The 24,256-nt window shown below is 58.7% G+C and carries 19 protein-coding genes and 6 pseudogenes; 21 read left to right on the top strand and 4 right to left on the bottom strand.

The window, feature by feature from the left end; all coding sequences use genetic code 11:
• Positions 1-135 precede the first annotated feature (135 nt).
• The 3 genes and pseudogenes from istA to P3R82_RS10570 form a co-directional block, all read left to right on the top strand.
• On the top strand, positions 136-1,620 hold the full coding sequence (gene istA, locus P3R82_RS10580; RefSeq protein WP_162741443.1) for an IS21 family transposase: 1,485 nt from the start codon (positions 136-138) through the stop codon (positions 1,618-1,620).
• The gene (gene istB / locus P3R82_RS10575; protein WP_113178757.1) at positions 1,617-2,459 is read left to right on the top strand and encodes an IS21-like element helper ATPase IstB; all 843 of its coding nucleotides are present in this window, start codon (positions 1,617-1,619) and stop codon (positions 2,457-2,459) included. Before istA ends, istB begins: the two co-directional genes overlap by 4 nt.
• 78 nt (positions 2,460-2,537) lie before the next feature.
• A pseudogene (locus P3R82_RS10570) lies at positions 2,538-2,933 on the top strand (response regulator); the annotation flags it as partial.
• An 11-nt stretch (positions 2,934-2,944) separates the two neighbouring features.
• On the opposite strand, the gene P3R82_RS10565 reads toward P3R82_RS10570, so the two are convergent.
• Positions 2,945-3,902 (bottom strand): IS630 family transposase gene (locus P3R82_RS10565; protein WP_283193551.1). Its coding sequence is split into 2 segments (ribosomal slippage): positions 2,945-3,559 and positions 3,561-3,902, totalling 957 coding nucleotides; the frame shifts between segments, so codons are not numbered across the junction.
• Between the two features lie 73 nt (positions 3,903-3,975).
• Here P3R82_RS10565 and P3R82_RS10560 point away from each other — a divergent pair.
• Both P3R82_RS10560 and P3R82_RS10555 read left to right on the top strand, forming a co-directional pair.
• Positions 3,976-4,143: pseudogene (locus P3R82_RS10560) on the top strand (helix-turn-helix domain-containing protein); the annotation flags it as partial.
• A pseudogene (locus P3R82_RS10555) lies at positions 4,140-5,455 on the top strand (HAMP domain-containing sensor histidine kinase). The pseudogenes P3R82_RS10560 and P3R82_RS10555, both read left to right, overlap by 4 nt.
• Before the next feature lie 133 nt (positions 5,456-5,588).
• On the opposite strand, the gene P3R82_RS10550 reads toward P3R82_RS10555, so the two are convergent.
• From P3R82_RS10550 to P3R82_RS10540, 3 genes and pseudogenes are all read right to left on the bottom strand, one after another.
• Positions 5,589-5,846 (bottom strand): hypothetical protein, encoded by a 258-nt coding sequence (locus P3R82_RS10550; protein ID WP_283193807.1) that lies wholly within the window; start codon positions 5,844-5,846, stop codon positions 5,589-5,591.
• Between the two features lie 112 nt (positions 5,847-5,958).
• A pseudogene (locus tag P3R82_RS10545) lies at positions 5,959-7,894 on the bottom strand (PAS domain S-box protein).
• 14 nt (positions 7,895-7,908) lie between these two features.
• Positions 7,909-8,633: pseudogene (locus P3R82_RS10540) on the bottom strand (helix-turn-helix domain-containing protein).
• Positions 8,634-8,874: 241 nt separating this feature from the next.
• Between P3R82_RS10540 and ccoN the strand changes: the two are divergent.
• The 16 genes and pseudogenes from ccoN to P3R82_RS10460 all read left to right on the top strand — a co-directional run bounded on the left by ccoN (position 8,875) and on the right by P3R82_RS10460 (position 24,233).
• Positions 8,875-10,497, top strand: a complete 1,623-nt coding sequence (ccoN, locus tag P3R82_RS10535) for a cytochrome-c oxidase, cbb3-type subunit I (protein ID WP_283193806.1) — start codon at positions 8,875-8,877, stop codon at positions 10,495-10,497.
• A gap of 8 nt (positions 10,498-10,505) precedes the next feature.
• The gene (ccoO, locus tag P3R82_RS10530) at positions 10,506-11,240 is read left to right on the top strand and encodes a cytochrome-c oxidase, cbb3-type subunit II (RefSeq protein WP_283193805.1); all 735 of its coding nucleotides are present in this window, start codon (positions 10,506-10,508) and stop codon (positions 11,238-11,240) included.
• An 8-nt stretch (positions 11,241-11,248) separates the two neighbouring features.
• A complete protein-coding gene (locus P3R82_RS10525) occupies positions 11,249-11,401 on the top strand; it encodes a cbb3-type cytochrome c oxidase subunit 3 (RefSeq protein WP_111563658.1) in 153 nt (50 codons plus the stop codon).
• Position 11,402: 1 nt separating this feature from the next.
• Positions 11,403-12,266: a cytochrome-c oxidase, cbb3-type subunit III gene (gene ccoP / locus P3R82_RS10520; protein WP_283193804.1), complete on the top strand. Its 864-nt coding sequence runs from the start codon at positions 11,403-11,405 to the stop codon at positions 12,264-12,266.
• 10 nt (positions 12,267-12,276) lie between these two features.
• Positions 12,277-12,462, top strand: a complete 186-nt coding sequence (locus tag P3R82_RS10515; RefSeq protein WP_283193803.1) for a hypothetical protein — start codon at positions 12,277-12,279, stop codon at positions 12,460-12,462.
• Positions 12,463-12,735: 273 nt separating this feature from the next.
• Positions 12,736-14,304 (top strand): cytochrome c oxidase accessory protein CcoG, encoded by a 1,569-nt coding sequence (ccoG, locus tag P3R82_RS10510; protein WP_283193802.1) that lies wholly within the window; start codon positions 12,736-12,738, stop codon positions 14,302-14,304.
• The gene (locus P3R82_RS10505) at positions 14,301-14,786 is read left to right on the top strand and encodes a FixH family protein (protein ID WP_111563655.1); all 486 of its coding nucleotides are present in this window, start codon (positions 14,301-14,303) and stop codon (positions 14,784-14,786) included. The genes ccoG and P3R82_RS10505 overlap by 4 nt, the downstream gene beginning before the upstream one ends.
• Entirely contained in the window at positions 14,783-17,074 is a 2,292-nt protein-coding gene (locus tag P3R82_RS10500; protein WP_283193801.1) for a cation-translocating P-type ATPase, read from the top strand. The genes P3R82_RS10505 and P3R82_RS10500 overlap by 4 nt, the downstream gene beginning before the upstream one ends.
• Positions 17,071-17,217, top strand: a complete 147-nt coding sequence (ccoS, locus tag P3R82_RS10495) for a cbb3-type cytochrome oxidase assembly protein CcoS (RefSeq protein WP_111563653.1) — start codon at positions 17,071-17,073, stop codon at positions 17,215-17,217. The genes P3R82_RS10500 and ccoS overlap by 4 nt, the downstream gene beginning before the upstream one ends.
• 31 nt (positions 17,218-17,248) lie before the next feature.
• The gene (locus P3R82_RS10490) at positions 17,249-17,914 is read left to right on the top strand and encodes a Crp/Fnr family transcriptional regulator (RefSeq protein ID WP_283193800.1); all 666 of its coding nucleotides are present in this window, start codon (positions 17,249-17,251) and stop codon (positions 17,912-17,914) included.
• A gap of 62 nt (positions 17,915-17,976) precedes the next feature.
• Positions 17,977-19,245 (top strand): annotated as a pseudogene (locus P3R82_RS10485) (methyl-accepting chemotaxis protein); the annotation flags it as partial.
• 135 nt (positions 19,246-19,380) lie between these two features.
• Positions 19,381-20,106, top strand: a complete 726-nt coding sequence (locus P3R82_RS10480; protein WP_111563650.1) for a response regulator — start codon at positions 19,381-19,383, stop codon at positions 20,104-20,106.
• Between the two features lie 68 nt (positions 20,107-20,174).
• Entirely contained in the window at positions 20,175-21,338 is a 1,164-nt protein-coding gene (gene ccmI, locus P3R82_RS10475; RefSeq protein WP_111563649.1) for a c-type cytochrome biogenesis protein CcmI, read from the top strand.
• The gene (ccmE, locus tag P3R82_RS10470) at positions 21,335-21,787 is read left to right on the top strand and encodes a cytochrome c maturation protein CcmE (RefSeq protein ID WP_283193799.1); all 453 of its coding nucleotides are present in this window, start codon (positions 21,335-21,337) and stop codon (positions 21,785-21,787) included. The genes ccmI and ccmE overlap by 4 nt, the downstream gene beginning before the upstream one ends.
• Positions 21,784-23,772, top strand: a complete 1,989-nt coding sequence (locus P3R82_RS10465; protein ID WP_283193798.1) for a heme lyase CcmF/NrfE family subunit — start codon at positions 21,784-21,786, stop codon at positions 23,770-23,772. Before ccmE ends, P3R82_RS10465 begins: the two co-directional genes overlap by 4 nt.
• A complete protein-coding gene (locus tag P3R82_RS10460) occupies positions 23,769-24,233 on the top strand; it encodes a cytochrome c-type biogenesis protein (protein ID WP_283193797.1) in 465 nt (154 codons plus the stop codon). Before P3R82_RS10465 ends, P3R82_RS10460 begins: the two co-directional genes overlap by 4 nt.
• The last annotated feature ends 23 nt before the right edge of the window (positions 24,234-24,256 follow it).

Genomic DNA, 24,256 nt, shown 5'->3' with positions numbered 1-24,256 from the left:
AGCCCGATCGAAGTTATGCCCACCACCCGTGGCGCAAATTCAGGCATGCCCTGCGCCTGTGATCGCGGTCAATCTGGCGATTTTCCATAACCGGAGAATCACTTTGTGCCAGGTCGCCATGTAAACGATCATCAAATGAGGCTTTTCATGAAGTTACGTCAAAATCATTCCGTCACGGTTGCTGCCGCAAAAGCCGAGATCGGCCGCACGACAGCTTTCCGGATCGAGAAGGATCCGCGTCTGCCATCTCAAAAAACAAAACCGCGAGAGCGCCGGCGTCCGGATCCACTGGCCCATATCTTTGACGCCGAGATCGTGCCGCTGCTTCAGGCTGCGCCCGGAATACGGGCGGTGGCGATATTCGAGGAGATGTTGCGCCGCCACCCGGAGCTTGGGGACGGCATTCGTCGGACGATGGAGCGGCGCATTCGCTCCTGGCGCGCTGTGCATGGCGCAGAGCAGGAGGTCATCTTCCGGCAGGTTCACGAGCCCGGCCGGTTGGGCCTTTCGGATTTCACCAACATGGATAGTCTGGAGGTCACGATCGCCGGCCAGTTGCTCGATCATCTCCTGTATCACTTCCGCCTTGCCTATTCCGGCTTCGAACATGGTCATGTCATCCTCGGCGGCGAGAGCTTTGTCGCCCTGGCGGAAGGGCTACAAAACGCCCTGTGGTCCCTTGGCGGCGCGCCGCATGACCATCGCAGCGACAGCCTGTCGGCGGCGTTCCGCAACCTGACTGCCGACGAGCAGGAGGATCTGACGCGTCGATACGAGGAACTTTGCGCTCACTATCACATGAAGCCAACGCGCAATAACAAAGGCATCGCCCACGAGAACGGCTCGATCGAGAGCGTGCACGGGCATATCAAGGCAGAGATCCGTGATGCGCTGCTCATGCGCGGCAGCAACGACTTCGACGATCTTGCCGCCTACCGTGCCTTCATCGATGAGATCGTTAGCCGCCGCAATGCACACAATCTCAAGCGTATCGAGGCAGAAAGACCTCATCTTCAGGACCTGCCGCAGCGCAGGACGACAGACTTCGAGGAGGTGGTTGTCAGGGTGATGCGCACCGGCGGCTTCTCGCTGCGCAAAGTCTTCTACAGTGTGCCTTCCCGCTTGATCGGTCATCGGCTACGGGTGCGCCTCTTCGATGACCGACTTGATGTGTTCGTCGGCGGCACCTATCTCATGACGCTTTCCCGAGGGCGGGGACATCCAGATGGTCGCCACAGCCAGGTCGTCAATTACCGGCACGTCATTCACTCGCTCCGTCAGAAGCCGATGGCGCTATTGCGGCTCGTCTACCGAGACCAGCTCTTCCCGAGGCTGGAATATCGGCAAACCTTCGAGGTCTTGCTGGAGCGGCTGACCGACAAGCAGGCCTGCAAGACCATGGTCGAGATCCTGGCGCTGGCCCATGAGCGAACCTGCGAACGCGAACTGGCCGAGCAACTGGCCAGAACGTTGGATGCCGGCGAGCTTCCCGATATGGCTGAGTTGCGAAAGCACTTTGCGCCCGACCCCGCCGCCTTACCCGTCGTCTCCGTCCATCTGGCACCGCTAAGCGGCTACGAGGTCCTTGTCAGCGCCGACCAGGTGGGAGAACGCGCATGACCAATCCCAATGATATCGATGCTGGCCGTCTGAGCATTATGTTGAACGAGCTTCGCTTGCCGGCGATCAAGATGCTTTGGGCAGACTTTGCCCAACAGGCCGACAGAGAGGGTTGGCCCGCGGCCCGCTTCCTATCGATTATCGCCGAGCATGAGCTTGCCGAACGTGACAGACGCAGGATCGAACGCCATCTGTCCGAGGCCAGGTTGCCGCCGGGCAAAACGCTCGACAGCTTTGCCTTCGACGCCGTGCCGATGATCTCCAAAGCGCAGATCATGGCGATGACGGCGGGAGATAGCTGGCTGGCGAAGGGGGCTAATGTTCTCATGTTCGGGCCGCCGGGGGGCGGTAAAAGCCATCTTGCGGCAGCCATCGGCTTGGCGCTGGTCGAGAACGGCTGGCGCGTGCTCTTCACCAGGACGACGGATCTCGTTCAAAAGCTCCAGGTCGCGCGACGCGAACTGCAACTGGAATCCGCCATCAACAAGCTCGACAAGTTCGATCTGCTTATCCTCGACGATCTTGCCTATGTCGCAAAGGATCAGGCTGAGACCAGCGTCCTCTTCGAGCTCATCTCGGCACGCTATGAGCGGCGATCTATCCTGCTGACCGCAAATCAGCCCTTTGGCGAATGGAACAAAGTTTTTCCAGATCCCGCCATGACGCTCGCCGCGGTGGATCGCCTCGTTCATCACGCCACGATCTTCGAGATGAACGTCGAGAGCTACCGTCGCCGCTCAGCTATGGAGGCAAAACGGCAACGCGGGCGGCCTCCAATCTACGCGACAATCAACGAGGCTACACAGATTGACGCTCCGCGACAATTAGAAGAGCAATGACCGCTTGCCAGCGTCAATCACGCTGCTAAACTCCCACTGTCCGCGACACAACAGTCCCATCTAGATTGTCGCGCGAGTTCCTTCCAGATTGCCGCGCTATACCTTGATCTCGGATTACCCGATGAAGATGGGATCGACGTCCTCAAGTCCCTTAGAAGCGCGGGCATTCAAACGCCGGTACTTGTTCTGACAGCAAGGGGGGCGATAGACGAACGCATCGCGGGGCTGGACGCAGGTGCCGACGACTATCTCGCTAAGCCATTTCACAATGGAGAGCTCACTGCCCGTATCCGGGCACTTATCCGCCGATCGCCTACCACATCCATGCCAATCTTGGAGTATGCGGCGCTGAAACTCGACGTCGCATCGCGGCGGGTGACCTGTGCAGACAACGAAGTTCCTCTCGCCCCCTCGGAGAAAGCATTGCTCGAATTGTTGATGCGCAATGGCGGTAAGGTGATTCCAAAGGCTAGAGCCTCGGGCGATTAATGTGCAACGCATCCGGCCTGGCGGAAATAGTTCCAGCACTCTTGCGGCGTGAATAGGTCGCAAACCTTTCCGACGGCTTTCCAGAGATCGTCATAAGTCCTTGCTTTCATTTTTCGCAAGAGTGCCTTGAGCTTCGAAAAGGCCATTTCAATCGGATTGTTGTCTGGCGAATATCGCGGCAGGAAGAGTATCCATGCCTTCCGCTCAGCGATGGCCGCCGCTGCTCGGGGGCTCTTGTGGACGTTGAGGTTATCCCAGATCACCACGTCGCCTGGTTCAAGCGTCGGTGCGAGTTGAGTTCGCACATAGGTGTCGAACTTGGCTCCATCCATGGCCCCATCGACGACAAAGGGTGCCGTGATGCCATCGCAGCGCAGACCGGCGACAAAGGTTTGGGTGTGCCATTTGCCGAAAGGCGCATCCGCCTGAAGGCGCTTGCCCTTGATGCTACGGCCACGCAGTGGTGTCATGTTGGTCTTGACCGAAGTCTCATCTACGAAGACGAGACGTCCGGGGCTCTGTTGCATAGCGGGTTGGCGACGTTTGCGCCACTCATCGCGCTCCCGGCGCACATCGGCGCGTGCGCGTTCCGATGCCAGCAGTGTTTTTTTTAAAGCTGAAGCCCGCCCGGCAAAGAAGCTTCGACAGGTTCGAAGGATCAGCTTTCACACCATGATGCTCTACCAGCCAAGTCGCCAGGTCGGGCATGGTTATATCCGGTTGCGCCTCTACCTTGGCGATAATGGCATCCCGGACCGGGCCCAATTTGCCGCTGCCGCTGGGCCGACCGCGCCGGGAGGGCTCGACCGAGCCCGTTCGATCCGCCCGCTGCTTAAGCCGAACAGCCGTGGCGGGCGAGACTTTGAAAGCAGCAGCGGCTGCCCGACGCGTTTGGCCTTGCGTGATCGCATCAACAATCCGTTGGCGAAGGTCCGAAGAATAGGCGCGAGACATGGCAAGTCCTCCTGCCATGTTGAATCATAAAATCGAAGCCAGGGGAATCGTCAGATTCAAAGAAACTGCCCGACGCTCTAGGATCGAACACACATTCTCGGAATTCGGCGACGAGCGAAGCACGAATGCCGTCGAACTGGCGGTGTCGCGTCTTCGCAAGAAGCTGGAAGCCCACCCGACTGGTTCATCGATCGAAACGATCCGGGGGGTCGGGTACATGATGCGCGAGGTTCGCGTTTGAGCCAGTCACGTCCTACGCTAGGGTCAATTCTGACGAAACGGATCGCTTTCTTCGCGATCCTTGCAATGTTTGTGCAGCTCGCTGTTGTCTTCTCTGATTATTATTGGAACGTCGGGGAGCTTTCCCGGTTGTTCGTCGAGCAGGAGACTGAGCGGCTTGCCGCCGGGATCATTGTGGAGGATCGGGCACCCGATATCTGTTGCCCGACAATGTGCACCAACGCTATGACCGAGGTGAAACCGGTTATATCGCCGGGATTCGCTCCGCGGGTGGTGCCGTAATCTATCGGTCGTGCGACACGGCTTGTGAGGCGCACTTCCTTCCGGTTGATGTGAACCCACCTGACTTTTGGCTGCGATCCTTGACTTCCGGAAAGCCGTTGTCGCTAGTCGGGGGGCGCGCCTTCGTCGTTGCCGGCCAGCGTTTTCTCGTCGATATCGCATCGATCGGCGATCCTGATGACGTGATGTCCGAGGTTTTGTGGAACGAAGTAATCGAACATCTGATTGTCCCCATGACGATCCTTCTGGTGCTCGTACCGGGCGGAACACTGCTGTCCGTCCGACAAGCGTTGCGGCCAGTCGTCGCCGCGGCAAACGAGGCCGATAGGATAGACCCACTGGACTCCCGTTCGCATCTGGACTTCGACCAGATGCCTCGGGAGGTGGCCCATCTGGCCCACGCCGTCAATCGCGCCTTCGAACGTGTCGGAGAATTGATGAAGGCCCAAAAAGTCCTGACATCGGGGATAGCACATGAAATCCGCACACCGCTTGCTGCTTTGAAGCTGGAGCTTGGTCACATTGATCACCCACGCGCTCGGAAGGCAGAAACTGACCTTGATGACTTGGTGAACTTCGTTTCGCAACTTACAGCGCTAGCGCGTCTCGATAGCGTGGATCACAGCATGTTCGAGGATATCGACCTGGTCGAGCTATCGTCTTCCGTCGTGGAGCAGCTCGCGCCTTGGGTCTACGAAAACGCGCACGCGCTGGAATTTTCCAGCCAGGTCGAGAAGGCGTCGCTGCGAGGTGCCCCATCTCTGTTGCGGGACGCGCTTCGTAATCTAATCGAGAACGCGGTCAAGCATACTCCCGATCGGACACTGATCGTCGTTCATGTTGGCTATGGTTTGATCAGGGTAGAGGACCGGCACCCTAAAGAGGTTTCACATAGCCGAGCCACGACTGGCTCTCCAGACCACCTAGGGATAGGGCTTAAAATCGTTGGACGAATCGCCGAAATGCACGGCGCGAGGTTTTCGCGGGCCGTCGCGGAGACGGGACATGTGTTTGAATTGGACTTTCGTTGAGTTTCTGGCTCTGGCCCGCATATTGGTGATCCGCGAAGCGTAATTTTCACACCGAGTGTCCAAAACGGTTGCTATGCGAGCAAGCCGCCCTGGATCACCCGAATTGCGATAGTCGCGGGTTTTTCGGGTGCAATTACGGAAAGTATCGCACCACCTCGGCGCCGATAACCTTGTTCGACCAATTTGCGTCACTGCAATCCGCCTCGGGGTGCGGATGGCGGTCGCGGTAGGCTTTCGCCATGTCCGCGAGCATGGTGTCGCTTCGCGCCAAGACGGCGCCCACGATTGTCATCACATGGAAGTGAGCACGCATGCGTGCTTCGAGAACCTCCATGCGCTTTACGAGCTTATCATATGCGGTTGTTTCGTTGGTCTGTGCCCACCCGCTCATTTGCCGCCTCTAGGTGGTCGCAGCAATCTGCTTTGGTCTGCTGTCGCAACCCCGAAAATGGGGTGGAATGGTAAATTTAGCATTAAGGTCGCGCAAGCCATCGGGGCCGGTTTCAATGATGTTCGGAGGTATCAAGCAACGTGCGCAGTTTTTCCGCAAGTTCGCGAGCCGTGTACGGTTTGCGCAACCACAGAGCGCCCGCGACGACGTTCGCCGACGCCAGCGCGGGTTCGGAGTAGCCTGATGTGAAAAGGACCGCCAGATTTGGACGTAGTCCCCTTGCTTGCGATGCGAGCTCATCGCCATTCATGCCGCCCGGCATGACGATATCGGTAAACAGCAGTGCGATGTCGTTCTCCTCGGCGAGGACATTAAGTGCGCGTTGGCCGTTCTCTGCTTCCAACACGTCGTAGCCCATGTCGACCAACCTAGCGACGGCCACACGCCGTACGCGCGGATCGTCCTCGACCACCAGAATCCGCTCGTTGCCTCTCGGAAGTGGAACTTCGACCTTGGGGGCGGAGTCTGTTTCGGAATTTTTGTGACTGGGTGCAAGCGCCGGGAGATAGATCCTGATGGTAGTGCCACGTCCAGCCTCGCTATAGATCTGGAGATGGCCACCGGATTGTTTGACGAAGCCATAAACCATGCTCAATCCGAGACCAGTGCCGGATCCAACCTCCTTGGTCGTGAAGAATGGCTCGATCGCACGCTTCTTGACCTCGTCGGTCATCCCGCTACCAGTGTCAGTCATTGAAATAAGAATGAAGTTGCCGCTTCGCACCTCAGGGTACATCTTGGCGTAGTCCGCGTCCAAACTTACTTGAGAAACCTCTGTCGTAAGGCTTCCTCCTTTTGGCATAGCGTCTCGTGCGTTTAGAGCAATGTTCAAGATTGCATTCTGCAACTGGGAGCCATCGACGAGTGCATCAAGATGAGAGCCTGACAGTATCGTTGAAAGTTTGATATCTTCTCCGAGAATTCGACGCAGAAGATCCGAAAAGCTCATGGTGAGATGGCCAAGGTCGACTTGCTTTGGATTGAGCGGCTGCCGTCTGCCAAATGCCAACAGTTGTCCGGTTAGCTTCGCTCCATCGGCCGCGGCGTCTTGAGCCTCTCGGAGCATGTCGCGCAGAGAACCAGGCTGGAGCTTGCCCTCGATCATCTCGAGGTTGCCGCTGATGACCGTGAGAAGATTGTTGAAGTCGTGTGCCAGCCCCCCTGTGAGCTGGCCGACTGCTTCCATCTTCTGAGCTTGCCGTAGGTCTTCTTCAATCTTCATGCGGCTTGTCAGGTCTCGGACGAATCCCGTGAAGATCTCGTTCGCCGTTCGCCGTTGCTTCGCCTACATGGAGTTCCATTGGAAAATGAGAACCGTCGGCGCGCTGTCCCGTAACGACGCGACCGTATCCGATAATACGCTTCTCCCCGGTGTCTAAGTAGTGGCCGATGTAGCCGTCGTGCGCAGCGCGGTAAGGATTCGGCATGAGATTGCTGACGTTTTTTCCGCATATCTGGTCCGCCGACATTCCAAATAGCTTTTCAGCAGCCTTGCTGAAGGAGATCACCGTCGCCTTTTGATCGATTACGACCATTGCGTCTGGGACCGTGTCGAGAATCGATGAAAGATGAGCTTCGCGTGATCTGACAATCTCCTCGGCCCGTTTTAGGGCGCTAACGTCGCTGTTCGTCTGAATGACGGCCATATCACCGTCCGGAAGATTTACGAGGACGCAGCGTGTGGCGATGTAGATGTCGTGGCCGCTCTTGTGACGGTGGGTGATTTCGCCTTGCCAAGAGCCGCGAGCCCTAAGATCAGTCAGTATATCCTCTTTCGGTCGAGGATAGCTCGTGGCCAAGAGGTCGTGGATCTTCTCTCCAACCGCCTCTTCACGAGTCCAGCCATACATGTTCTCGCAGCCGATCGACCAGTGGGTGATCGTTCCTTCGAGACGATGTACGATGATATCGGCGCCATCTAGGACGTGCACCAGCGCGTCAAGCTCCTGAGAAGATGCGGTGCGCGGTGAGATCAGACGGTGAGGCATGGCTTTTCCTTGGATCAGTGCAGGCTGATCCTATGGCAGGTTTTATCGGGAAAATCATCAGCGCTTCCCGAGAGAGCCGTGAGCTTCGACATGCTGATGATCCGCAAATCATGCCGCCCCTGGGCAACGACCACGTTGCGCGCGGAAAGCTTCGAGATTGTTCGCGAGACCGTCTCGATGGTCAGCCCGAGATAGTCCGCGATGTCCTGTCTATTCATCGGGATCCGCAACAGGCCGCGGCGTTCGGCGTCCGAACGAGACACAAGTTTCAGGATAAAGCTGCAGAGGCGTTCCTCGGCATTTTTTTCGACAGTAGCACCATTTGATCGCTGGCCGCCGCGTTCTCGCGACAAAGCAGCCCAATGTAAGCGGGGCGAAGCTGGTCGCACCGTGCGACTTGTTCATGGAAGTTCTTGCGAGAGATACGGCGGATTTTGCAGTCCGTGACCGCTTCCGCGGTGTACAGAAAGGCTCCAACGAGAGATGCGCCGACGACGTCGCCCGCGAAATGAAACGCGGTGATCACCCGGCGGCCTTCGCCGATGATCCGATGGAGGCGTACGACTCCTTCGATGACTTGGAAAAGGTGATTGGCATCGTCGCCTTCCCAGCAGATGGCTTGGCCGGCGTCGACGGTTTCCGTCGCGCTAGCATCGAACACGGATGCGAGCGATCTGGCACCAATCGCGTCTTTTGCGAGTTCCGCATTCTGAAACGCTTCGTGGCTCTGCATGAACATGTTGATATCCCCTCTATGACAGTGGGGCCATTAAAAATGTCCCTGGTCACGCCGGAATGATCGCACGGTGCGAATTGGTGAAAGAGTGTAACAGTTTGTAACACCGCCTCGTTGCCCGCGGGTTTGTGAGGGTTCGTTGATGTAGATCAAGGAGCCCGTCGCGGTGCCGTGACAGTCCTTTTCCCAAAGTACGACTGAAAGACGCCCGCATCGCGGTCGTCTGCGCACTGGGGACGACATTATGAATTACACAACTGAAACGATATTGGTCGCGGTCGCCGCGTTCCTGGCATTGCTAGGAGCCGGGTTCGCTCATGACCAACTTTTCGCCACCCACATGGGAATCCTTTGCTTCTGTCTTTTCGCGGGCACGTTGATGCTCGTTCGTCGCGTGGACTTTTCCCCCGCTGGTCGGGCCGTGAAAGTGGATACTTCCGCGTATTTCGACGAAGTCATACGATACGGATTGATCGCGACGGTTTTCTGGGGGGTGGTCGGGTTTCTAGTTGGCGTAATCATCGCCGCTCAGTTGGCCTTCCCCGATCTCAACATTGCTCCCTATTTGAACTTCGGGCGCCTTCGCCCAGTGCACACGTCCGCGGTCATCTTCGCGTTCGGCGGCAACGCACTCATCATGACTTCCTTTTACGTCGTCCAGCGCACATGCCACGCCCGTCTGTTTGGTGGAAGCCTCGCCTGGTTCGTATTCTGGGGCTATCAGCTTTTCATTGTGATGGCCGCGACAGGCTACGTTCTCGGCATCACGCAAGCTCGTGAATACGCCGAGCCCGAGTGGTATGTGGACCTATGGCTGACCGCCGTGTGGGTCGCGTATCTGGTCGTCTTCCTGGGTACCATCCTAAAACGAAAAGAACCCCACATCTACGTGGCGAACTGGTTTTATCTCAGCTTCATCGTGACGATCGCGCTTCTGCATGTCGTAAACAACCTCGCCGTGCCCGTCTCATTCCTGGGCTCGAAGAGCTATTCGGTGTTCTCGGGCGTTCAGGATGCGCTGACTCAATGGTGGTATGGACACAATGCCGTCGGCTTTTTCCTGACCGCGGGCTTCCTCGGAATGATGTATTACTTCGTTCCCAAGCAGGCTAACCGTCCGGTCTATTCCTATCGCCTGTCGATCATCCACTTTTGGGCTCTGATCTTCATGTACATCTGGGCCGGCCCGCACCACTTGCACTACACGGCGCTTCCCGATTGGGCGCAGACCCTAGGCATGGTCTTCTCAGTGATGTTGTGGATGCCGTCGTGGGGCGGCATGATCAACGGTCTGATGACCCTTTCGGGCGCTTGGGACAAGATTAGAACAGACCCCATCATCCGCATGATGATCGTCGCTATCGCCTTTTACGGGATGTCGACCTTCGAGGGCCCAATGATGTCGATCAAGACGGTCAATTCCTTGAGCCATTACACGGAATGGACCATCGGCCACGTGCATTCTGGCGCCCTGGGCTGGGTTGGCATGATCACGTTCGGTGCAATCTACTACCTGACCCCGAAGCTCTGGGGCCGCGAACGCCTCTACAGCATGCGCATGGTGAACTGGCACTTCTGGCTCGCGACGCTCGGCATTGTCATCTACGCCGCCGTGCTTTGGGTCGCGGGCATTCAGCAAGGTCTGATGTGGCGCGAGTACAATTCTCAGGGCTTCCTGGTCTACTCGTTCGCCGAAACGGTGGCTGCGATGTTCCCATACTATGTCCTGCGCATCGTCGGCGGTGGCCTCTATCTGCTCGGCGGCCTCGTCATGGCCTGGAACGTCTTCATGACGATCAAGGGGCATCAGAGGAAAGAAGCGGCTATTCCAACCACGTACGCGCCACGGGCGCAGCCTGCTGAGTGAGGTGAACCATGGCTTCGATACTGGACAAACATAAAATCATCGAGAAGAACGCCACGTTGCTGCTCGTCGGTTCGTTGCTCGTCGTTTCAATCGGCGGCATCGTGGAAATCGCACCTCTGTTCTATCTCCAGAACACAATCGAGAAAGCGGAAGGCATGCGACCATACACTCCGCTCGAGCTGGCGGGCCGCAACATATACATCAGAGAAGGCTGCTACCTTTGCCACAGTCAGATGATCCGGCCCTTCCGCGACGAGGTCGAGCGATATGGTCATTACTCGCTGGCGGCCAGATCCATGTACGACCATCCGTTCCAATGGGGGTCGAAGCGCACGGGGCCAGACCTGGCACGTGTTGGTGGGCGCTATTCCAACGAATGGCACGTCCAGCACCTGTCAGATCCGAGGGCGGTTGTGCCTGAGTCCGTGATGCCGAAGTACGCCTTCCTCAAGGACCATGAGATTTCCGTGAAGGATATAGGCATGGACCTCAAAGCCAACGAAGACGTGGGCGTGCCCTACAACGACGATATGGTCGCGAACGCCGAGGCGGACATGAAAGCCCAGGCCGATCCCGACGCGGACACGACAGCGTTGCTGGCCCGCTATCCGAAGGCAAAGATCGGTGACTTCGATGGGGACCCCAAGAAGCTCACGGAGATGGACGCTCTTGTCTCGTATCTACAGATGCTCGGCACGTTGGTCGATTTCTCGACCTATGACGACGCTACTGGCTACCGATGAGGTGAAGGATGGAAACGTACACAGCAATGCGGCATTTCGCCGACAGTTGGGGACTGCTTGCCATGGCGGCGTTTTTTGTCGGAGCGGTTGTCTATTCGCTTCGACCGGGCAGCAAGCAGGCAGCGCGGGACGCCGCTAATATTCCGTTGAAGGACGATTGAGATGTCGGAAAAACATATTGACGAAGTCAGCGGCGTCGAGACCACCGGACACCAATGGGACGGTATCCGGGAATTGAACAATCCCATGCCCAGATGGTGGGTATGGACGTTCTACTTCACGATCCTCTGGGCCATCGGATATGCGATTGCATATCCTGCCATCCCCATGCTTACTTCGGCCACCAAGGGTTACCTGGGATTTTCCAGTCGGGCCACGCTGCAGCAGGATCTTGAAGTAGCGAAGGCAGGTCAGGTGAAGTTCCATGACCTCATCGCGGCGAAAACCGTCCAAGAGATCGACACCGATCCCGTCCTGCGGGAGTTTGCCATCGCCGGTGGCGCGTCCGCCTTCAAGGTAAATTGCGCGCCGTGCCATGGGTCCGGTGCCAGTGGGGGACCGGGCTTTCCCAATCTAAACGACGACGACTGGATTTGGGGCGGGGATTTGGGTGCGATCCAGACGACGATCACCCACGGCATACGCTTCGACGGAGATGCCGATACCCATGTTTCGGAAATGCCGGCCTTCGCGGAAATCCTCGATCTCACCCAAACGAGGCAAGTTGCGGCCTATGTATGGGGTCTGACGAACACGCCGTCCGACCCCGCGCTAGCTGAGGCTGGAAAGCAGATATTCATCGACAACTGTGCCGCGTGTCATGGGGAAGACGCAAAGGGGAAACTCGATATGGGTGCTCCCAATCTCGCGGACGCCATCTGGCTCAAAGGTAAAGGCGAAGACGCGATCGCACGTCAAGTCTCCGCGCCCAAGCACGGGGTGATGCCAGCCTGGGGCGCGCGCCTTGGCGATACGACGGTGAAGGAGCTGACGGTTTTTGTCCACTCGCTCGGCGGCGGCAAATGAGGGTGAAAAAATGAGCAATCGAGATCACGATCCACTTCTGGCACTCTACGGCGTGCCAAGAGCCGTCGTCCATTCACGCGTTTCGATACGAGCAAAGCCGGCCTCGGCGGATAGTGAACGAGACGAGCCTGAGAAAATCGGAACGTCGATGGTTTCGTTGACATCGCTCAAGGACCATCGAACCACCAGCAGGTAAGGGTGACCTCGTCGATGGTCTGGCAATCTCTTCGTCCTCGCTAGGACGCCAGCGTCGATCCGACCCCTCCGCGGGCGGTGGACATTAGGTCCAAGCATACGCCGGTGCGGGTTTACCTGCGAATGAATGGCTCCCCGACAAGCTGACTCCATAAGGCCGCGTCTCCTGTCCAGGGCGCGGCCTCTTTTTGTAAAGCAACCCATCCTTGATTTGGATCAAGGATGGGTTGGCTAAAACGTAGGACAAGTGCACAAGAAAATCAGGATTGTGCAGATGAACCTCTTTACCGCGCCAGATCCCAAATCAGTCGAACAACTGAACGCTGAACCCGTGAACGCGCGGCGTAATCGCGAGCCGTTGTACGCGGCTCGTAAGAAGGTGTTTCCAAAACGAGCCGAGGGTCGTTTTCGGCGATTTAAGTGGATCGTAATGCTGATCACACTCGGCATTTATTATCTCTCGCCTTGGATTCGATGGGACAGGGGCGAGTATGCGCCGGATCAGGCGATCCTCGTCGATCTTGCCTCGCGGCGGTTCTATTTCTTCTTCATCGAAATCTGGCCGCAGGAATTTTATTACGTCGCGGGTCTTCTCGTGATGGCAGGCTTCGGTTTGTTCCTCGTTACGTCAGCGGTCGGCCGCGCCTGGTGCGGATACGCTTGTCCCCAGACGGTCTGGGTGGATCTCTTCCTAGTGGTGGAGCGCGCGATCGAAGGCGACAGAAACGCAAGAATGAAGCTCGACGCCGGACCATGGACACTGGACAAACTTAGAAAGCGCATCGCGAAACATGCCATCTGGTTGATCATCGGAATGGCGACGGGGGGTGCGTGGATATTTTACTTCGCTGATGCACCGACGCTCATCAAGACGTTTTTTGTCGGAGGTGCTCCCGCGACGGCCTATGCGACGGTCGCTACCTTGACCGCCACAACCTATGTCTTCGGCGGTCTGATGCGCGAGCAGGTTTGCACATATATGTGTCCTTGGCCCCGAATTCAGGGCGCCATGCTGGATGAAAACTCACTGGTAGTAACCTACAACGACTGGCGTGGCGAGCAACGCTCGAGGCACGCCAAGAAGGCGCAAGCGCTTGGGCAACCTGTTGGAGATTGCGTCGACTGCAACGCTTGCGTCGCGGTCTGTCCCATGGGGATCGATATCCGAGACGGCCAGCAAATGGAGTGCATCACTTGCGCCCTTTGCATCGATGCATGCGACGGCGTGATGGACAAGCTTGGAAAGCCCCGCGGTCTCATAGCCTACGCGACTTTGAGCGAATACGCGGACAACATGTCGATCGCTACCGCGGGCGGCGGCACGCCCGTTAATCCTTCGAACGTTCGTACCCAGGATGGGGCGTTTGTTGACGCCATTCGCCACTTCAACTGGCGGATTATCTTCCGGCCTCGCGTCGTCTTTTACGCCGCTGTCTGGTGCCTCATCGGTGTTGCGATGGTTGTGCACCTCGCAGTGCGAGAAAGACTTGAGCTCAACGTCGTTCATGATCGCAATCCTCAATACGTAATGGAAAGCGATGGTTCCATCCGCAACGGCTACACTCTCCGAATCTTGAACATGGTCCCACGGCCGAGAAAGATCCAGCTCAGCATTTCCGGCCTTGATGGTGCAACGATGCGGATCCCCGAGCAAGGCATGAATGACGCTCGCAGTTTCGTCATCGACGCCGCGCCAGACGTGGCGACAACGATCAAGGTGTTCGTGACAAAGCGAGATGCCGGCAACTCCGTCAACGAATTCCTCTTCAGCATCGAAGACGACAAGCACAGCGACCGCGCCACGTATCGCGCGGCCTTCAACTCTCCAGGAGATCCGAAATGAGCGCCTCGACCAAGGGATTCACCGGCAGGCATATGCTCCTGACCACATGTGGTTTTTTCGCTGTCGTGGTCTCGGTCAACGTCACGATGGCGTATCTCGCGAACTCGACCTGGAGCGGCTTGGTCGTCGAAAACAGCTACGTTGCAAGCCAGCAGTTCAACGAGAAGACCGCGGCCATCAAGGCAATGACCGCATCTGGGATTTCGAGCAACATATCGTTGAACGGCGACGTGTTCCTGTACTCGCTGCGCAACCGCGATGGATCACCGGCGGATGCTGACGAAGTGACCGCCAATTTTCGACGCCCAGTGGGCGATCACGAGGATTTCGTCGCAACGATGACAAAGATCGGCAGGGGACGGTTCGAAGCCGACCGGCACGTCCCGACCGGCGATTGGATCGTGGAATTCATCAGTAGACATGACGGCGCGGTCATCATGCACGAGGCCCGGCGTTTCGATACCGCGGAGTTTGGCGAATGACCTGCTGCATGGTGAATGCCGAGGCGATGCTCGCGATGAGCGGCACGTCTTTCAGCGCCGAGGAGATTGCGCTCTCCAGCCATCCGCTTGGACGCGGTCTCCACCAGTTGGATCTGAGCGTCCCAGACGTTCATTGTGGCGCCTGCATCATGACCGTGGAGAAGGCGCTGGCCGCGTTGCCATTCGTCACGAGGGCGAGGGTAAATCTGACATCGAAGCGGGTGAGCTGTGTCTATCTTGAGGCAGTTGACGGGGTGCCAACCGACACGACGAGGATACTTTCGGCGATCGGCAAAGTCGGATATCGCGCGCACCTCTCCACTCCCACCCCGTCAGAGACAGACAAAACCCGCAACCAGCTTCTTATCGCAGTGGGTGTCGCGGGGTTTGGCGCGGCCAACATCATGTTGCTTTCGGTTTCCGTTTGGTCTGGAGCGGATGCAGCCACCCGCGACATGTTCCACTGGGTGTCAGCGATGATTGCCGCACCAGCATTGGTCTATGCGGGCCGGTTTTTCTACAAGTCGGCTTGGAACGCTCTCAAGCACGGGCGAACAAACATGGACGTCCCGATCTCTCTCGCTGTAACACTGTCCTATGCTGTTTCGCTCTGGGAAACGATGCACCACGGCGAGCATGCGTGGTTCGACGCCACTGTGGCTTTGCTTTTCTTCCTCCTGATCGGCCGAACTCTGGATCATGTGATGCGTGAAAAGGCACGGGCCGCGATCAACGGTCTCGCCCGTATGGCACCAAGGGGAGCGTTGTTGCTGTCCGGCGATGGATCGCGCCGGTATGTTCCAATCGAAGAAGTCTCAGTCGGCGACGAGATTGCCGTCGCCGCAGGTGACCGCATCCCAGTCGATGGGGTTGTCGCTCGAGGTAAAAGCGATCTCGACATGTCAATCGTGACCGGTGAGAGCAGCCCGGTTTCCATACAAGAAGGCGCTGTGGTCAGCTCTGGGGCGATGAACCTGACAGGATCGTTGGTCGTGCGAGCGACTAAACTTGCGCGCAACTCGCTTCTCGCTGAGATCATCGCGCTGATCGAGGCGGCGGAAGGCGGCAGGGCACGATATCGTCCTATTGCCGATCGAGCCGCGGCATTGTACTCGCCGGTCGTACATCTCCTTGCTTTGCTGTCGTTCCTTGGCTGGGGCGTTCTAGGTGGAGATTGGAAGCAGGCTCTACTCGTAGCTGTCGCCGTTTTGATCATCACATGCCCTTGCGCTCTTGGACTGGCGGTCCCCGTCGTGCAAGTTGTCGCGGCCGGCGAATTGTTTCGCCGCGGCGTCATGGTGAAAGATGGTTCGGCGCTTGAACGGCTAGCTGAGGTGGACGCGGTGGCGTTCGATAAAACCGGTACGTTGACCCTCGGACGGCCACGCCTTGTGAATGTAAACACCGAGGGTTCGGATTTCATCGGTATCGCGGCCGGGCTCGCGAACCACTCGAAGCATCCTCTCTCGCAAGCCCTCGCACGAGAATATGCTTCGGATATTCTTGCGTGTCAGAATGTGGAAGAGGTTCCCGGCGGCGGTCTGATCAGCATCTACGGTGGTGCCGAATACCGACTGGGAAACCGGGCGTTCGCCTGTCGCGACCTGGAAGCAAGGGTTTTTGAAGCCGACAGCCCATTTTCCGAAGTCGTACTTGCCCGTGACGGGGTGATCGTTGCCTCGTTTGATTTCGACGACAGCATGCGGCCCGGCGCGAATACGGCTGTCGAGGAACTGCGCACGATGGGCCTCAAGACGGTTATTTTTTCGGGTGACAGGCAAAGCACCGTCGAAAATGCCGCTCGGCAGCTTGGCATTGATGTTGCCTTGGGAGGGCTGACGCCGAAACAGAAAGTCGAAGAGTGCGAGAACCTGAAAACGCGGCTCCACCGCGTGTTCATGATTGGCGATGGCATCAACGACGCGCCTGCTTTAGCGGCGGCACATGTTTCGATGGCCCCTGCCAGCGCGTCCGACATCGGACGCCAGGCTTCCGATCTTGTTTTCTTCAATGATCGCCTAGATGCCGTACCGCTGGCAATCAGTGTCGCTCGACGTTCGGCGGGTCTCATCCGTCAAAACTTTGTCCTGGCGATCGCTTACAATGTGCTGGCTGTACCGATCGCTATCGCTGGGTACGCAACACCGCTCATTGCCGCGGTGGCGATGTCAACCTCTTCCATTATCGTCGTCTCCAATTCCCTCCGACTGAATACATTCGGACGTGGCAGACAGGTGGAGATGGCGTCGCCCTTGGTCGGGCTAAATACGGAGGCTCGTTCCGCATGAATATGCTGATCTACTTGATACCGATCGCCTTGGTGATGGGAGGGATGGGACTTGCCGCGTTTCTCTGGTCGTTGAAAAGCGGCCAGTACGATGACCTCGAGGGCGCTGCTTGGCGCGCGATAGCTGACGACGACCTCGATTGACCCTGAAGCTTACTCGGGAGGAGAAAAGCTCATGTGTGTTGAAAATGCGCTTTTATTGGGAGCGGACATCTTCCGTGGTCTCGACCAGGTTGCGACCGACGCGCTGATGGAACTTGTGGAGCTTCGCCAGTACGAGCCCAACGAAGTTCTCTTTTCGGAAGGCGACGTGGCCGTCTGCGCCTACTACTTGATCCATGGGCATGTAAGATTAATGCGATCGGAATCGGTCGATCGCGAGGCGGACATCTTCGTTTGTGAGCCGGGTGACATGTTTGGTGAGTACATGTCCGCGGGAGAGCGGTTGCCCCATGCGGCAAAAACTGTCGATTCAACTCAAGTGGCTGTGTTCGATCTCAACGCTTTACGGGACCTTGCCGCAAGAAACTCACGGTTACAGGAAAACCTCACCCGTATTTTATCGGCCACTCTCGTCCGTTCGATGAACTGTATAGCAGCCGATCGCCTGCATACCGCCGCTCAGAGGGTCGGAAACTACTTCCTCAGTCGCTGTCCCGCGAGCGCGACGGAGGCAAGCTTTCGGCTACCTTTCCAGAAATGGGTACTTGCTGGAAAGTTAGGGCTCGGCCCCGAAGCGCTCTCGCGAGCGTTTGCTACCCTCGCGAACGCTGGCGTCGACGTACGCGGGCGCACGGTCACCATCGACAGCGTCTCACGCCTGAAAGAAGCCTGCCTCTGAACTCTCCATGAATGGGGCCGAAGAATAAACGTGAGTTAAACCTGTTTTAATGAGTCCACACGGTTGCGCTTCCCGTTCGACATCTGTCTGAAACAATGCGTCGACTTGCCGAGGGCCATTTTACCGCCGCAGTTGCGGATTCGGACCGACGAGACGAAATTGGAGCGATGGCCAGGGCAGTACAGGTTTTCAAGGAGAACGGCCTACGAGCTATCGAGCTTGAGCGTGAAGGGCAGAAAATGCGCGGTCGCGCCGAGGAAGAACGCGCGCGCAACGCCGCGAGTGAACGTCAGCGAAATGACGAAATGTCAGTCGCCACCCAGAAACTTGCATTAGGCCTAAAGCATCTGGCGAACGGGGACCTCCGGTTCAGCATCGACACACCCTTTGCGTCGGACTTCGAAGGCCTTCGAATGGACTTCAACAGTGCGGTCTCTCAGCTAGCTCAGACCCTCGTTGCCGTGTCACAATCCACCTCCGCCATCGATGCCGGTTCGCGGGAAGTCAGCCAGAGCGCCGACGATCTATCCAAGCGGACCGAGCAACAGGCCGCCTCACTCGAGGAGACGGCCGCTGCGCTCGATGAGATCACCGCCAACGTTTCCAACGCATCAAGACGGACCGAAGAAGCGCGGTCTGTCGCGGTAGAGGCGGAGGAAAGTGCTGAGCACTCGGCGCGGGTGGTGGCCCGAGCGGTGGACGCAATCGAGAAGTTCGAAGATTCGTCGAAGCAGATCTCCAGCATCATTGGGGTCATCGACGACATCGCGTTCCAAACCAATCTGCTCGCCTTGAACGCTGGCGTGGAGGCCGCTCGAGCCGGCGAAGCAGGTAAAGGGTTTGCAATCGTTGCGCGGGAGGTGCGTGAGCTGGCCCAGCGCTCAGCGCACGCAGCGAAAGAGATCAAGGACTTAATCCGCACATCTGAGAATGAGGTTCAAAGCGGTGTTGCGTTGGTCAGGGAAACGGAAACGGCGCTGGAGGCAATCCAAAAGCATGTCTCCAAAATCAACCAACACATGGATGCCATCGCGATATCCGACAAGGAGCAGGCTGTTGGTCTCACCCAAGTCAACACGGCGGTGAACGAAATGGACCAGGTCACGCAGGAAAACGCGGCCATGGTGGAAGGGGCAAACGCCGCCAGCGCCACATTGGCACTCGAAAGCGGCCGGCTGCGCTCCTTCGTGACCGCTTTCGCGCTGCCAGGATGGGTATCCGAAAAGAGCCCAACCCAGGCTGTCGTGGCACCTTCGAAACTGACCACCCTCAGACCGTCGGCAGTCAGAACCTCGGCGGCCCAAGCCGTGGCGGAGTGGGAAGACTTCTGATGCGACATTGACCCTCCCTGGCGCGCCTCTGTAGCATTCTCAACGCTTAACTGTGGAGCGTTGAAACTCAACCGGTGGCGCGCGTCGAAATCCTGCGTTATGTGTTAACCGCGGAACGCAGTGGGGCTGAGGAAGATGGATCCGGATCGCATTCTGGTGGTCGATGACGACGCCCGGATCAGGCAAATGCTGGTCCGATATTTCGAGGACAACGGCTTTCGTGTCGTGGCCGTGCCAAACGGCGCTTCAATGCGGTCGGAGTTATCCAAGGGCGATTTTGTCGCAATTTTCCTGGACCTCATCCTACCGGGTGGGGAAAGTGGCCTCGACCTTCTCAGGGAGGTGAGGGCGCGGTCAAACGTGCCCGTCTTGATGCTCACTGGCCAAGACGACGTGACTGACAAGGTAATCGGCCTCGAATTTGGCGCGGATGACTACGTCGCGAAACCGTTCCACCTTCGAGAGCTGCTGGCCAGGCTCAGGACGGTGCTTCGGCGTCGCAACGCCACGCTTGAAGGCGACAGAGCACGGACCCAAGAGGAACTCCACCGGTTCGACGGCTTCGTCCTCGATGTCGCCCGTCGACGACTGAGTTCTCCGGTCGGCTTGGACGTGCCGCTCACGACCGGGGAATTCGACATGCTTCTCGTCTTTTTACGTAGCGCCGGGAGGGTCCTTACGAGAGAGACACTCATGGATCAGACCAGGAACCGAAGCCTGGAGGCTTTCGACCGGGCCATCGACGCCCAGATCGTGAGACTGCGGAAGAAGATCGAGACCGATCCGAAGGCACCCGCCTTGATCCAATCGGTCCGTGGCGTCGGCTACGTATTCACCGGACGGATCGATCCAGCTCCGTAGTTTGACCCGCATCAATGTCGGATCGCCCCCAATGGCTATGTTGCCCCAACAACAGAGTGCCCTTAGAGATGTTGATCTGGATTATCTTCGCGGTCCTGACGACCGCTGTCACCGCGGCGCTATTGCACCCTTTGTCCCCGGAACGGCCCGCCACTGCCGCCGATCGCTTCAACAAGGGAAGGGTGTACCGCGATCAGCTCGCTGAACTCGATCGAGAACTGGCAAGCGGCCAGATAGCGGATAGCGAGTTCCAGCTGGCGAAAGCTGAAACAGCAAGGCGCCTGCTGCGCCTCAAGGATCCGATCTCAACCGCCGCGCCTTCAACGCAAGCATCTTCCCCATGGCGAGTAGCGATCGCGGCATTCCTTTCCCTGGCTAGCATATCGGTCTACCTGACATTGGGCTCACCTGAGCTCCCGGCGCGGCCGCTGCGGCAAAGGCTTGATAATCCTGGTCAGGATATCGCCATCCTGATTAGGAAGACGGAGGAACATTTGGCGCGCGATCCGACGGATGGGCGGGGATGGGAAGTAATCGCTCCTATCTACCTTCACGCGGATCGAGTCGCCGATGCCTTCCAGGCTTATTCCAATGCTATCCGAATCCTTGGTCCCAGTCCGGCTCGGATGGATGGCCTCGCTGAGACGCTGATGGCCGCTTCGGGGGGAGCCGTCACCGATGATGCTCGTCGTGCGCTTGAGCAATCGCTGGCGCTCCAAATCAACAACCCGCGCGCCCGCTTCTACATCGCGCTCGGCCTCGAACAGGCGGGCAAGGCCGACGAGGCCCGCGCCGGCTTCGAGGTGATCGCCAAGCAGTCTCCGCCCGACGCGCCATGGATGCCGCTGGTGAGCGAGCATATCGTAAAGAACGGCGGCACGCCGGCTGCGGGCAATGCTCCGGCCACGGCAGCCGCACCGCTCGGCGGACCGACGCAGGCTGATGTCGCGGCGGCCGATCAGATGAACAGCGGCGATCGTCAGCAGATGATCCGCGGCATGGTCGACAGTCTCGACGCGAAGCTGACCGAGAACCCCGACAATCTCGACGGATGGCTGCGGCTGGTCCGCTCCTATATGGTATTGAACGACAAGGACCGCGCGGCGGCGGCGCTGAAGCGCGGGCTGACGGCTTTCCCCGCTGATGGCGAGAAGGGCAAGCAGCTTGTAGCGCTCGCCCATGAACTCGGTCTTCCCGCGGACGCAGCGGCGACACAAGGAACGATGCAATGACGCGCAAGCAGAAACGCCTTGCGGTAATCGGCGGCGGAATGAGCTTCATTGTCGCGGCCGTTCTGCTGGTGATGTTCGCCTTCAGCAATTCGGTCGCCTATTTCTACATGCCGGCCGATCTCGCCAGCAATCCGGTCCCTCCGGGAACCCGTATCCGCCTCGGCGGTCTGATCGGCGAGGGCAGTGTGGTCAGGGGCGCTGGCTCGACGGTGCGCTTCGCGGTGACCGATGCCTCGGGTGATCTGGTTCACGTCCGCTTCACCGGCATCCTTCCCGATCTGTTCCGCGAGGGGCAGGGCGTGGTGACAGAGGGCACCTTCGAGAGCGGCAGCGACGTCTTCACCGCCGATACCGTGCTTGCCAAGCATGACGAAAAATACATGCCCAAGGATGTCGCTGACAGGCTGAAGCAGCAGGGGCTCTGGAAAGACGAACAGGCGGCGAAATGATCATCGAAATCGGCCACTACGCTCTCATTCTGGCGCTCGCCACCGCGATCATCGTGTCTCTGGTGCCGCTGATCGGCGCTCGGCGCGTGGATCAGGCGATGATGGATGTCGGGCCGATCGGCTCTGTCGTCCTTTTCGCGCTGGTCGCCTTCTCCTTCGGCGTCTTGACCTATGCGCATGTCGTCTCTGACTTCTCAGTGAAGAACGTCTGGGAAAACTCGCATTCGCTGATGCCGCTGATCTACAAATATTCCGGCGTCTGGGGCAATCACGAGGGATCGATGATGCTCTGGCTCTTGATCCTGGCTCTCTTCAGCGCGCTGGTCGCCGTCTTTGGCCGCAATCTTCCCGAGACCTTGAAGGCCAATGTGCTCTCCGTGCAGGCCTGGATTTCTGTGGCCTTCATCCTCTTCATCCTGCTGACCTCCAACCCCTTCGCGCGCCTCGATCCGGCGCCGGCCGAGGGCAAGGATCTGAACCCGATCCTGCAGGATATCGGCCTCGCCATCCATCCGCCGCTGCTCTATCTCGGCTATGTCGGCTTCTCCGTCTGCTTCTCCTTTGCCGTCGCCGCCCTGATCGAAGGCCGCATCGATGCCGCCTGGGCGCGCTGGGTGCGCCCCTGGACGCTCGCCGCCTGGACCTTCCTCACGCTCGGCATCGCCATGGGCTCCTACTGGGCCTATTACGAGCTCGGCTGGGGCGGCTGGTGGTTCTGGGATCCGGTTGAAAACGCCTCCTTCATGCCCTGGCTCGCGGGCACGGCGCTGCTGCACTCGGCGCTCGTCATGGAAAAGCGCGAGGCGCTGAAGATCTGGACGGTGCTCCTCGCCATCCTGACGTTCTCGTTGTCGCTGATGGGCACCTTCCTGGTGCGCTCGGGCGTGCTGACCTCGGTTCACGCCTTCGCAAGCGACCCCTCGCGCGGCGTCTTCATCCTCTGCATCCTGCTGCTCTTCATCGGCGGTGCGCTGTCGCTCTTCGCCTTCCGGGCGCCGAGGCTGACGGCCGGCGGCCTGTTCGCGCCGATCTCGCGCGAAGGAGCGCTCGTCGTCAACAACCTGATCCTGACGGTCGCCTGCGGCACCGTGCTGACGGGGACGCTTTATCCGCTGGTTCTGGAAACGCTGACCAACGACAAGATCTCGGTCGGCCCGCCCTTCTTCAACATGACCTTCGGCCTGTTGATGGCACCGCTGCTCGTCATCGTGCCCTTCGGCCCGCTGCTTGCCTGGAAGCGTGGCGACCTGCTGGGCGCCCTGCAGCGGCTCTATGCGGTTGCTGCACTCGCCTTCGCCGCCGCCGTCCTGTTCTTCTATCTCCAGCATGGCGGCCCGGTCATGTCGGTTCTCGGTCTCGCGGCCGGCCTCTTCCTCGTCTTCGGTGCCATCGCCGACCTGTGGTATCGCGCCGGCGTCGGCAAGCAGCCTCTCGGCATTGCCTGGCGCCGCCTCAAGGGCCTGCCGCGTTCGGCTTTCGGCACGGCGCTCGCCCATGCGGGCCTCGGCATTTCGGTGCTTGGCATCGTCGCCGTTTCCACCTTCCAGACCGAGCACGTGCTGCAGATGAAGCAGGGCGAGGTGACCGATGCCGGCGGCTACACGCTGCGCTTCGACGGCATGAAGAAGGCGACTGGGCCGAACTACACCGAGGATCGCGGTCATTTCACCATCGCCAGGGGCGGCGTCGAGGTGGCTGACGTCTGGTCGGCCAAGCGCATCTACACCGCCGGCCAGATGCCGACGACGGAAGCCGGTATCCTGACCTTCGGCGCCAGCCAGCTTTACGTCTCGCTCGGCGATCCCACAGATGACGGCGGCATCGTCGTGCGCATCTGGTGGAAGCCCTATATTCTCTGCATCTGGGGCGGCGCCCTCGTCATGGCGCTCGGCGGCTTCGTATCGCTCAGCGACCGGCGCCTGCGGGTCGGCGCGCCACGCCGCAAGGCAAAGGCGCTGCAGCCTGTCATGGAGCCGGCCGAATGATGCGTCGCTTCCTTCTGGCTCTCTTCCTGATCGCGTCCGCAGCACCAGCCTTCGCCGTCAACCCGGACGAGATGCTGAAAGATCCCGCGCTTGAAAGCCGTGCGCGCGCGATCTCGGCGGAATTGCGCTGCATGGTTTGCCAGAACCAGTCGATCGACGATTCCAACGCCGAACTGGCCAAGGATCTGCGTCTGCTGGTGCGAAAGCGCATTACCGATGGCGATAGCGACAAGCAGGTCATGAGCTACATCGTCTCCCGCTACGGTGAGTTCGTGCTGCTGAAGCCGCGCTTCGAGGTCGGAACAATTGCCCTGTGGCTGTCGCCGGTTCTGCTTTTCGCGGCGGGAATTTCACTCCTCGCAACGCTTTTCTTCCGGAGAGACGCACCACGTGCTGTCAATCCTCTTTCGCCAGAGGAGCGTAAGCGCCTAAACCAATTGCTCGACGGTCCCGATTGTTGATCGATGTCAATGCGGCCTCTTGG

Source organism: Rhizobium sp. AN80A (genome assembly GCF_030053015.1).
GTDB classification, from domain to species: Bacteria; Pseudomonadota; Alphaproteobacteria; order Rhizobiales; family Rhizobiaceae; genus Rhizobium; species Rhizobium metallidurans.
This window is presented reverse-complemented; position numbering and strand designations above follow the sequence as displayed.

Coding starts and splice junctions, on each gene's coding strand:
- istA (WP_162741443.1), top strand. CDS start 136: ATGAGGCTTTTCATGAAGTTACGTCAAAATCATTCCGTCACGGTTGCT.
- istB (WP_113178757.1), top strand. CDS start 1,617: ATGACCAATCCCAATGATATCGATGCTGGCCGTCTGAGCATTATGTTG.
- P3R82_RS10550 (WP_283193807.1), bottom strand. CDS start 5,846: ATGAGCGGGTGGGCACAGACCAACGAAACAACCGCATATGATAAGCTC.
- ccoN (WP_283193806.1), top strand. CDS start 8,875: ATGAATTACACAACTGAAACGATATTGGTCGCGGTCGCCGCGTTCCTG.
- ccoO (WP_283193805.1), top strand. CDS start 10,506: ATGGCTTCGATACTGGACAAACATAAAATCATCGAGAAGAACGCCACG.
- P3R82_RS10525 (WP_111563658.1), top strand. CDS start 11,249: ATGGAAACGTACACAGCAATGCGGCATTTCGCCGACAGTTGGGGACTG.
- ccoP (WP_283193804.1), top strand. CDS start 11,403: ATGTCGGAAAAACATATTGACGAAGTCAGCGGCGTCGAGACCACCGGA.
- P3R82_RS10515 (WP_283193803.1), top strand. CDS start 12,277: ATGAGCAATCGAGATCACGATCCACTTCTGGCACTCTACGGCGTGCCA.
- ccoG (WP_283193802.1), top strand. CDS start 12,736: ATGAACCTCTTTACCGCGCCAGATCCCAAATCAGTCGAACAACTGAAC.
- P3R82_RS10505 (WP_111563655.1), top strand. CDS start 14,301: ATGAGCGCCTCGACCAAGGGATTCACCGGCAGGCATATGCTCCTGACC.
- P3R82_RS10500 (WP_283193801.1), top strand. CDS start 14,783: ATGACCTGCTGCATGGTGAATGCCGAGGCGATGCTCGCGATGAGCGGC.
- ccoS (WP_111563653.1), top strand. CDS start 17,071: ATGAATATGCTGATCTACTTGATACCGATCGCCTTGGTGATGGGAGGG.
- P3R82_RS10490 (WP_283193800.1), top strand. CDS start 17,249: ATGTGTGTTGAAAATGCGCTTTTATTGGGAGCGGACATCTTCCGTGGT.
- P3R82_RS10480 (WP_111563650.1), top strand. CDS start 19,381: ATGGATCCGGATCGCATTCTGGTGGTCGATGACGACGCCCGGATCAGG.
- ccmI (WP_111563649.1), top strand. CDS start 20,175: ATGTTGATCTGGATTATCTTCGCGGTCCTGACGACCGCTGTCACCGCG.
- ccmE (WP_283193799.1), top strand. CDS start 21,335: ATGACGCGCAAGCAGAAACGCCTTGCGGTAATCGGCGGCGGAATGAGC.
- P3R82_RS10465 (WP_283193798.1), top strand. CDS start 21,784: ATGATCATCGAAATCGGCCACTACGCTCTCATTCTGGCGCTCGCCACC.
- P3R82_RS10460 (WP_283193797.1), top strand. CDS start 23,769: ATGATGCGTCGCTTCCTTCTGGCTCTCTTCCTGATCGCGTCCGCAGCA.